Raw genomic sequence first — 10428 nt, forward strand, 5'->3', positions numbered from 1 at the left:
GAGGAAAGACCGTGCCCAACACGCCCGCGCGTGAGCAGGATGAGCTGGAGGCGTCCCGTGAGGCACTCCGGCAGCACAAGCAGCTCCTCAAGGAGCTGATGCTGGAGAAGTACGAGCCCATCGCCATCGTCGGCGCCGGAATCCGCTTCCCGGGCGGCAACGACACCCCCGAGGGCTTCACCGAGTTCCTGCGCGCCGGCGGTGTCGGGACCGGCCCCATCCCCGAATCCCGCTGGAACGTCGCGGAGTTCGCGTCCGGCGGCGAGAACGCCAAGGGCCGGATCCTGCCGCACAGCGGCGGCTTCCTCGACGGCATCGACCGGTTCGACCCCCGCTTCTTCAACATCTCCCCCAAGGAGGCCCAGTACATCGACCCGCAGCAGCGGCTCGTACTGGAGACCGCCTGGGAGGCGCTGGAACACGCGAACATCGACCCGACCGCCCTGCGCGGCGGCAACGGCGGCGTCTACGTCGGCATCAGCTGCGTCGACTACACCATCGAGATCGACGACCTCGCCTACGACGAGCTGGACGCCAACGTGGGCACCGGTACGGCCCACAGCGTCGCGGCCGGCCGCATCTCCTACTTCCTCGGCATGCGCGGCCCGAGCATGGCCATCGACACCGCCTGCTCCTCCTCGCTGGTCGCCCTGCACCTCGCGGTCGAGGGGCTGCGGCGCGGCGAGTGCGAGATCGCGCTGTGCGGCGGCGTCAACGCCATCCACCACCCGCGCAACCACATCGTCTTCTCCCAGGCGGGCATGCTCTCGCCCGACGGGATGTGCAAGACCTTCGACGACTCGGCCGACGGCTACAGCCGCGCCGAGGGCTGCGGCATGGTCGTCCTCAAGCGGCTGTCGGACGCACTGCGCGACGGCGACCGGGTGGTCGCCCTGGTCCGCGGCACGGCCGTGCGCCAGGACGGCGAGAGCGGCGGCCTGACCGTCCCCAACGGCTCCGCGCAGGAGCAGGTGATGCGGGCCGCGCTGGCCGCGGCGATGCTGGAGCCCGGCGACGTCTCCTACGTGGAGGCGCACGGCACCGGGACCTCGCTCGGCGACCCCATCGAGATGGGCGCCATCAGCGGGGTCTTCTCCCGGTCCCACACCGCGGACACGCCGCTCGTCGTCGGCTCGCTCAAGAGCAACATCGGCCACATGGAGGCGGCCGCCGGCATCGGCGGTGTCGTCAAGGCCGCGCTCCAGCTGCAGAACGGCGAGATCTACCCGCACCTGCACGTGGACAAGCCCTCCTCGCACATCCCGTGGGCGGACATGCCCGTCGAGGTGCCGAACGAGGGCCGCGCCTGGACCGCGCCGGTCCGCCGCGCACTGATCAACTCCTTCGGCTTCCAGGGCACCATCGCCTCCGCCGTGCTGGAGCAGCCGCCCGCACCCGCCGGCGGCGCGCAGCCCGACCAGGAGCAGCAGCCGGAAGCCGCGGGGCACGTCTTCACCCTCTCCGCCAAGGGCGAGAAGGCCCTGGCCCTCCAGACCCGGAACTACCGGGCCTTCCTCGCCGAGAACCCGGACGCCGACCTCGCCGACCTCTGCTACACCGGCAACGTCGGCCGCGCCCACTTCGGGACCCGCCTGACGGGTGTCGTCCGCGACCGCGCCGAGCTGGAGGCGCTCCTGGACAAGGTGCCCGCGGCCGCCTCCGACCTGCGCAGGGTCGCGCTGCTCTTCACCGGGCAGGGCTCCCAGTACCCGGGGATGGGCCGATCCCTGTACGAGGCGTACCCGGTGTTCCGGGAGCACCTGGACACCTGCGACCGGCTGTTCGCGCAGGGCCTCGGCCGGTCGGTGAAGGACCTCGTCCTGGGCACCGCCGAGGACGCCGAGGTGATCCACGAGACCCGCTTCACCCAGCCGGCGCTGTTCGCCTTGGAGTACGCCACCGCGAAGCTCTGGCTGAGCTGGGGCATCGAACCGAGCGTCCTGATCGGCCACAGCATCGGCGAGGTCGTCGCCGCCGCGATCGGCGGGCTGTTCTCGCTGGAGGACGCCGTACGCCTGGTCACGGCCCGCGCCCGGTTGATGCAGTCGGTGACCGCGCCCGGCGGCATGGTCGCCGTGACGGCGGCCGCCGAGGAGGTGGCGCCGCTGCTGGAGTCCTACGCGGACGTGTCCTTCGCCGCGTTCAACGCCCCCGGCCAGTGCGTCGTCTCGGGCGGCACCGCCTCCCTCGCCGAGATCACCGCCGTGCTCGCCGGCCGCGGGGTGAAGACGAAGGCGCTGCCGGTCTCGCACGCCTTCCACTCGCCGCTGATGCACGAGGTGTTCGACGCGTTCCGCGAGGTCGTCGCCACGATCGACTTCCGGGTGCCCGAGCTGACCCTGGTCTCCAACCTGACCGGCCGGGTCGCCGACCCGGCCGAGCTGGCCACCCCCGAGTACTGGGTGCGCCACATCGGCGAGCCGGTCGACTTCAGCGCGGGCATGGCCACGATCGGCGCCCGCGGCCGCCACGTCTTCATCGAGGTCGGGCCCGCCGCGACGCTGCTCGGGCTGGGCCGGCGCATCCTCGACGCCCGCGACCACGTGTGGGTGGCGAGCACCGGCACCCAGGACAGCGCCGGCGCCACGGCCCGCAAGGCGCTCACCGACGTCTACGCCGCGGGCCTGCACGTCGACTGGGCCGGCTACCACGCGGGCCGCCCGCGCCGCCGCGTCCCGCTGCCGCGCACGGTCTTCGACCGCAAGCGCTACTGGCTCCCGATCAACGGCGTCCGGCACTCCAAGGAACTGGTGGCCGACGCCTCGCGCGTCCACCACCCGCTGCTGGGCGAGGAGATCACCGACCCCGCGGGCCGGGAGCGGGGCGTGCGCGAGTTCGCCGCGACCATCGCCCCCGACCGTCCGGCACAGCTCGCCGACCACGTGGTCATGGGCCAGGTGGTGTTCCCCGGAGCGGGCTACGTCGAGATCCTGCTGGCGCTCCAGGACGCCGTGTACGGCGAGACGGGCCGGCCGCTGGAGGGCGTGCACATCCTCGAACCGCTGATCCTCACCGAGGACCAGCCCACCGAGGTCCGCACCCGCCTGACGCCGCTGCCGGACGGCGGCGCCGAGGTGGAGATCGTCAGCCGGGTCGACGGCTCCGGCCGGGCCATCGAGCGGCGGCACGCCGTCGCCCGGATAGCCGCCGGCTGGACCCTCCTGCCCGAGCTGGAGCGGGCGGCGGCGGAACTGACCGCACGGGCCGCCGCCGACACCGGCGCGACGTCCCCGGCCCCGCGCCGCGCGGACGACCTGTACGCCGACTTCGCCGACCTCGGCCTGGAGTACGGCCCTGAGTTCCGGCGCATCGAGCTGCTGTCCCGCGAGGGCGACGGCGTGGCCGTCGCGCAGCTCCTCGGCCGCCCGGCCGGCGCGGTGGAGCACATGCCGCCGTCCGTCCTCGACAACGTCATCCAGTCCCTCGCGGCCGTCCTCGACAACGGCCACACCTACCTCCCGGTCGCCTTCGGCACCTTCCAGCTGCTGAAGAAGCCCAAGCAGGGCGCCCTGCGCAGCCTGGCGCGGATCACCGGCGAGGAGAGCGCCGACGGCGAACTCACCGCCGACCTGCTGCTGCTGGAGGGCGACCGGCCGCTGTTCGTCGTACGCGACCTGGGCTTCAAGCGGGTCGCCAACACCGCCGGCGGGCCCCGCCGCAGGTTCTTCCACACCCCGCGCTGGACCAAGCGCTCGCTGGTGCGGCGCGCCGCGGAGGGCGCCGCCCGCCGGATCCTGGTGGTCGGCCGGGACGGGGACGCCCTCGCGGGGGCGGTGCCCGAGCTGACGGCGGCCGACGCCGCCCTGGCGTTCGCCCCGGACGCCGCGTCGGCGGCCCGCGCCGCCGAGTCCCTGTCCGGCCGGCCCACCGATGTGGCCTGGTTCTGGCGTGACCGGCCGGGCCCGGTCACCGAGGAGCGGCTGCGCGCCGAGTCCGAGGCCAACTACCGGGACCTGCTGGCGCTGCTGGCCTCGCTGGAGCAGCAGGGCTTCGGCCGCGAACAGCGGCTGTGGCTGGTCACCGAGGGCGCCCAGCGGCTGCCGGGCGACGTGCCCGCCCCGGGTGCCGGCGCCGTGCCGGCCTCCTCCCTGTGGGGCTTCGGCCTGTCCCTGTGGAGTGAGTACCCGACGTACAAGGTCACCCTCGTCGACCTGCCGGACGGCGGCGACGCCCGGTCGCTGGCCGACGAGTGGCTGGCCGCGGAGGCCGAGGAGTTCCAGATCGGCTACCGGGCGGGCAACCGCCACGTGCGCCGGCTGCGCCCGGTGGAGCCGGCCGCCGCGGACGACGGCAACTTCGAGCTCACGGTGACGGAGTACGGCGAGTTCGCCCACATCAAGCCGGTGCCGCTGGCCGACACCGCCCCCCAGGGCGACGAGGTGCAGGTCCAGGTGCACGCCGCGGGCCTCAACTTCAAGGACGTCCTCAACGCCCTCGGCCTGCTCAAGCAGCACGCCGAGGACACCGGGGTGCCCTACCAGCCTCTGCCCCTCGGTTTCGAGGGCTCCGGCACGGTCCTCGCGGCCGGACCGGACGCCGAGTTCGCGCCGGGCGACGAGGTCGTCCTCAGCCACCTCGGGTGCATGAAGCGCCGGGTGACGGTGCCGTCGGCCATGGCGGTGCGCAAGCCCGCCAACATCGGCTTCGCCGAGGCGGCCGGTCTGGCCACCGCGTACGTGACCGCGTACTACGCCCTGCACGACCTGGCCGGCATCAAGGCCGGCGACAAGGTGCTGGTGCACGCCGCCGCGGGCGGGGTGGGGCAGGCCGCGGTGCAGCTGGCGCAGCTCGCCGGGGCGGAGGTCATCGCCACGGCCAGCCCGCGCAAGCAGGCCCTGCTGCACGCCCAGGGCGTCGAGCACGTCCTGAACTCCCGCTCCCCGCAGTTCGCCGACCGGATCCTGGAGATCACCGGCGGCGCGGGCGTCGACATCGTCCTCAACAGCCTGAACAAGGAGTACATCGCCGAGGGCATGCGGGCGCTGGGCCGCGGCGGGCGCTTCGTGGAGCTCGGCAAGATCGGCATCTGGTCCGCGGAGCAGGCCCGCGAGGCGCGTCCGGACGTGGCCTACCACAACTTCGACCTCAGCGAGTTCCCCGAGGACGAGCTGCGCTCGGTGAACAAGCAGATCCTGGAGACCGTCGCCGGCCTGCTGGAGCGCGAGGAGATCCGGCCGATCCCGACGACCTCGTACTCCCTGGAGGAGATCGAGGAGGCGTTCGGGGTCCTCAGCCGGGGTGCGAACATCGGCAAGCTCGTCCTCGACCTGACCGCGTCGGGCGACCGGCCGGCCCGGCCGGTGGAGATCGCCGCCGACCGCACCTACCTGATCACGGGCGGTCTGGGCGCCATCGGCACCGTCACCGCCGAACGCCTTGTCGCCCTGGGCGCCCGGCACATCGCGCTGGTCAGCCGCCGCGCCGTGTCCGCCGAGCGGACCGCGGCCATCGCGGCCGGCCTCGGCGAGGGCGTCTCGGTGACCGCCTACCAGGGCGACATCGCCCGCGCCGAGGACGTGCGGCGCATCGCCGAGGACCTGAAGGCGACCGGCCGGCCGCTCGCGGGCGTCTTCCACGGCGCGGGCGTCCTGGCCGACATGCCGGTCTCGGCGATGGACTGGGAGAGCATCGAGAAGGTCTTCGAGGCCAAGGTGTTCGGCACCTGGCAGCTCGACCAGGTCCTGCGGACCTTCCCCGAGGAGCCGTTCCTGGTGGGCTACTCCTCGGTGGCCTCGGTGCTGGGGCCGGTGGCGCAGGGCAACTACGCGGCCGGCAACGCCTTCGTCGACGCGGTGATGCGGTGGCGCTCCGCGGCCGGCCTGCCGGGGCTCAGCATCGGCTGGGGGCCGTGGGCCGAGGTCGGCATGGCCGCGAACCTCAGCGCCGACCTGATCCGCGGCATCGAGGGCCAGGGCATGCGGTTCCTGAAGCCGACGGACGGCGCACGGTGCCTGTTCAAGGCGCTGGGCGGCAGCGAGTCGCACGTCACCGTCGGTGAGTTCGACTGGGACCGGTACGCGTCCGGGCGCCCGGCGGTCAGCGCGCTCTACCGCGAGGTGGCGCGGGCGTCGGCCGCGGCGGTGCGCAAGGTCGACCTGGAGGCGCTGCGGGCCCTGCCCCGGGCCGAGCGCCGGGCCACCGTCAACGAGCTGATCCGGGAGCGGATCGCCGTGCTCCTCCACTTCGAGGGCGCGGACGACGTCCCCGCGGACGCGAAGTTCACCGAGCTGGGACTGGACTCCCTGGTGGCCGTCGAGCTGAAGAACGCCCTGGAGGCGGGCTTCCAGGTGCCGCTGCCGACGTCGATCGTGTTCGACTACCCGTCGATCCTGCTGCTGGCCGAGTACCTGGACCAGGAGATCGCCCCGCCGGCCGCCGACGAGGCGTCCGCGGGCCGGGCGCCGAAGGACGTCCGGGAGCTGTCCGAGGCGGACGCCGACGCCGAACTCGCCGACCTGATGGACCTGTGACGCGGTGAGGGAGTACATCGAGTCCCTGTCGGGGCTCTCCCACAAGCAGCTGGTCCTGATGCTGGCACGGCAGCGGCTGCGCGAGAGCGAGGGCATCGCCGTCACCGGCCTCGCCTGCCGCCTGCCGGGCGGCCTGGACAGCCCCCGGCAGTACTGGGAGGCGCTGCGGGACGGCCGTGTGGTGGCCGGCGGCGGCGGGATACCCGTCGACTCCGCCGGCCGCCCCCGGTGGAACGTGGCCGCGCCCGACCTGGCACCCCTGGCCGAACTGCTCGGCCAGGGCTCCTACCTGGCGGACATCGACGTCTTCGACGCCGAGCGGTTCGGCATCGGCGAGGAGGAGGCGGCCTTCATGGACCCGCAGCAGCGGCTGCTGCTGACCGTGGCGGCCGAAGCACTGCAGGACGCGGGGGCGGCGCCCGGCACCGACGCCCGGGTCGGGGTGTTCGCCGGGGTGAGCACCGTCGAGTACAACTACGCCTGCCTGCGCAACGGGGTCGGACCCGAGGGCCTGTCCCCGTACATGGGCACCGGCGGCGCGCTGAGCGCCGCCGCCGCCCGCGTCGCCACCGGGCTGCGCCTGGGCGGCCCGGTGCTCACCGTCGACACGGCCTGCTCCTCGGCGCTGACCGCGCTGCACCTGGCCTCGCACGCGCTGCGCGCCCGCGAGTGCGACCTCGCCGTCGTGGGCGCCTGCCACCTGCTGCTGGCGCCGTTCACGACGGCGGTGTTCGCCCAGGCCGGCATGGTCTCGCCGACGGGCCGCAGCCGGCCCTTCGACGCGGCGGCCGACGGGCACGTGCGGGGCGAGGGCTGCGGGGTGCTCGTCCTGAAACGGCAGTCCGACGCCAAGGCGGACGGGGACACCCCGTACGCCGTGGTCCGCGGCAGCGGCATCCACCAGCACGGCGACCGGCCCGCGATGGCCGCGGCGTCCGCGCTGGGCCAGCGCCGGGTCATCGCGGACACGCTGCGCTCCGCCGGGATCGACCCGCACGAGGTGGGCTACGTCGAGGCGCAGGCCAACGGCTCCAAGCTGGGCGGGGTCATCGAGGCGGAAACCCTCGCCGGCGTCTACGGCCGGGACTCCGCGGACGCCCCCGAACTGCTCGTCGGCTCCGCCAAGGGCACCCTCGGCTACCTGGAGACGGCGTCCGGCGCGGCCGGCCTGATCAAGGCCGTGCTGGCGGTGAACCACCGCACGGTCCCGGTGCAGCCCGGCTTCGACGTGCCGGACCCGGCGATCCCGTGGCGGCGCATGGCGCTGCGGGTGCCGACGGCCTCGCAGCCGTGGCCGGAGGGGCCGCGGCGGCTGGCCGGGGTGAGTGCGTTCGGCTTCACCGGAACCAACGCGCACGTCCTGATGGAGGGCGTGGACGGGCCCCCGCGGCAGCCGCCCGGGCCGGCGCCCGTACGCGGCCGCCGGTACTGGCCCGAGGGCAACCAGTGGACTTGAGGAGCGAGGAGCCGGACATGTACCACCCGCAGTTGCAGACCCTGGACCGTACGGCGGCCTTCCACGCCGCCGAGCGCCCCGACCGGACGGCCGTGGTCTGCGAGGGCCGCGAGGTCGGCTACGGGGAGCTGCACCGGCGCAGCAACCGGACGGCCCGCGCGCTGCACGCGGCCGGGGCGGTGCGCGGCTCCCGGGTGGCGTACCTGGGCAAGGAGTCGGAGCACTACTACGACATCCTCTTCGGCTGTGCGAAGGCCGGCACGGTCCTCGTGCCCATCAACTGGCGGCTGACGGCCTCCGAGGTGGACCACATCCTGCGGGACTCGGGGACGGCGCTGCTCTTCGTCGAGGACGAGTTCCTGGACGTCGCGCACAAGGCGGCCGCCGAACTGCCCTCGCCGGTGCTGGTCGTCCCGCTCGACGGGCCGGACGGGCCCGGCAGCGCCTTCACCGCCTGGCAGGCGGGGCACTCGGACGCCGACCCGGAGACGTCCGCCTCCCCCGACGACCCGATCGCCCAGATCTACACGAGCGGCACCACGGGCCTGCCCAAGGGCGTGGTGCTCGCGCACCGCAGCTTCTTCAAGGTGCGCGACGCCCTCGCGTCCGAGGGACTGCGGTGGATCGACTGGCGTGAGGACGACGTCAGCCTCATCGGCATCCCCGGCTTCCACATCGGCGGCCTCTGGTGGGCGACGCAGGGCTTCAACGCGGGGGTCACCAATGTCGCCATGCGGATGTTCGTCAGCGGCGAGGCGGTGCGGCTGATCCGCGAGCACGGGGTGAGCACCACCTGCCTGGTCCCGGCGATGCTCCAGATGATGCTGGCCGAACCGGGCGCCGTCAGCGCCGACTTCGAGACCCTCCGCAAGGTCGTCTACGGCGGTTCGCCCATCTCCGAGAGCCTGCTCCAGGAGTGCCTGGAGCGGATCGGCTGCGAGTTCGCGCAGATCTACGGGCTCACCGAGACCGGGAACACCGCGGTCTGCCTGCCGCCGCACGAGCACGTGCCCGGCGGGGCCCGGCTGAAGGCCGCGGGGCGGCCCTATCCGGGCTTCGAGGCCAAGATCGTCGACCGGGCGGGCCGGGAGCTGCCCACGGGCGCGATCGGGGAGGTGTGCCTGCGCACGCCGTCGCGGATGCTGTCGTACTGGGGGCTGCCCGAGGCCACCGCGGACACCCTCGTGGACGGCTGGATCCACACCGGGGACGCCGGCTATCTCGACGCCGGCGGCTACGTGTTCATCTGCGACCGGATCAAGGACACGGTCATCGTGGCCGGGGAGAACGTGTATCCGGCCGAGATCGAGAACGCGCTCGCCCGGCACGAGGCAGTGGTGGAGGCTGCGGTCGTGGGTGTCCCGGACGAGCGCTGGGGCGAGGCCATCCACGCGTTCGTCGTGGTCAGGCCCGGTCACGAGGTCACTCCGCGGCAGCTGGTGCTCTCCCTCAAGGGCACGATCGCCGACTTCAAGATTCCGTCCGGTTTCGAGTTCATCGAGACCCTGCCGCGCAACCCGAGTGGAAAGATCCTCCGGCGGGAACTGCGCGACCGCTTCTGGAAAGACCGGGAGCGTCAGGTCAACTGATGTCCACGGGCGTCGTGTTGTCGCCTGTTCCCCCCACTTCCCGTTCCGTCCCAGCGAGAAAGCAGGCAGCCGGATGGCTTCCCTCAGCACCATACGCAACGTCGTCAACGCCGTGTCGTACGTCTCCGTCAAGGCGGCCGGAGCCCCGGCCTGGAAGCTGTTCCTCGGCGCACCGCCGCGCACCCCGGTCCGGCCCGAGCAGCGGGAGGTCCACGACCGCGCCGAGCAGGAGACCCTCAACGTCGGCGGGCGTGACATCCGCACCTACCGCTGGGGCAGCGGTGAGAAGCCCGTCCTGCTGGTGCACGGCGTCAGCGGGCGGGCGGCGAACTTCGCCGGCTTCGTCGCGGGCATCGAAGCCCTCGGTCTGACCGCCGTCGCCTACGACGCCCCCGGCCACGGCTCGTCGGGCGGTTCGACCTGCACCATCCTGGAGCACGGCGCCGTCATGACGGCGATGCAGGAGCGGTACGGCGACTTCCACGCGGTCGTCGGGCACTCCTTCGGCGGCACCTCCGCCTACCTGGCGGCCCGCCGCGGCCTGGCCACCGAGCGGATCGTCTCCATCTCCTCCGTGGCGGACTTCGGCTCGCTCCCGGACACCTTCTGCGGCCAGCTCGGGCTGCGGCCCGCCCTCGTCGGCGAACTGCGCCGGCGCTCCGAGCTGTTCTTCGAGCCCGAGCGGGACATCTGGAACCGCTTCTCCGCCGACCACCGCCCGGAGGAGATCACGGCGCGGATCCTCGTCGTCCACGACGAGAACGACCGCGAGGTCGGCGTCGACCAGGGCCGACGGCTCGCCGCGAGCTACGGCGACCGGGCGGAGCTGATGATCACGAGCAAGCTCGGGCACCGCCGGATCCTGGGCGACCCCGAGGTCATCGGCAGGGTCCTGGACTTCCTCAAGGACTGA

General features: G+C 73.3%; 4 protein-coding genes. All 4 read left to right on the forward strand.

All coding sequences use genetic code 11. The features are described from left to right. Positions 1-11 precede the first annotated feature (11 nt). The 4 genes from BSL84_RS14080 to BSL84_RS14095 all read left to right on the forward strand — a co-directional run bounded on the left by BSL84_RS14080 (position 12) and on the right by BSL84_RS14095 (position 10428). Positions 12-6470, forward strand: a complete 6459-nt coding sequence (locus tag BSL84_RS14080; protein ID WP_199838722.1) for a type I polyketide synthase — start codon at positions 12-14, stop codon at positions 6468-6470. Positions 6471-6474: 4 nt separating this feature from the next. Next, entirely contained in the window at positions 6475-7926 is a 1452-nt protein-coding gene (locus BSL84_RS14085) for a polyketide synthase (RefSeq protein ID WP_075970457.1), read from the forward strand. A 17-nt stretch (positions 7927-7943) separates the two neighbouring features. Further along, positions 7944-9515, forward strand: coding sequence for a long-chain-fatty-acid--CoA ligase (locus BSL84_RS14090; RefSeq protein ID WP_030028434.1), 1572 nt, complete (start codon positions 7944-7946; stop codon positions 9513-9515). A gap of 73 nt (positions 9516-9588) precedes the next feature. After that, positions 9589-10428, forward strand: a complete 840-nt coding sequence (locus BSL84_RS14095; protein ID WP_030028436.1) for an alpha/beta fold hydrolase — start codon at positions 9589-9591, stop codon at positions 10426-10428.

The organism is Streptomyces sp. TN58 (assembly GCF_001941845.1).
Classification (GTDB): domain Bacteria; phylum Actinomycetota; class Actinomycetes; order Streptomycetales; family Streptomycetaceae; genus Streptomyces.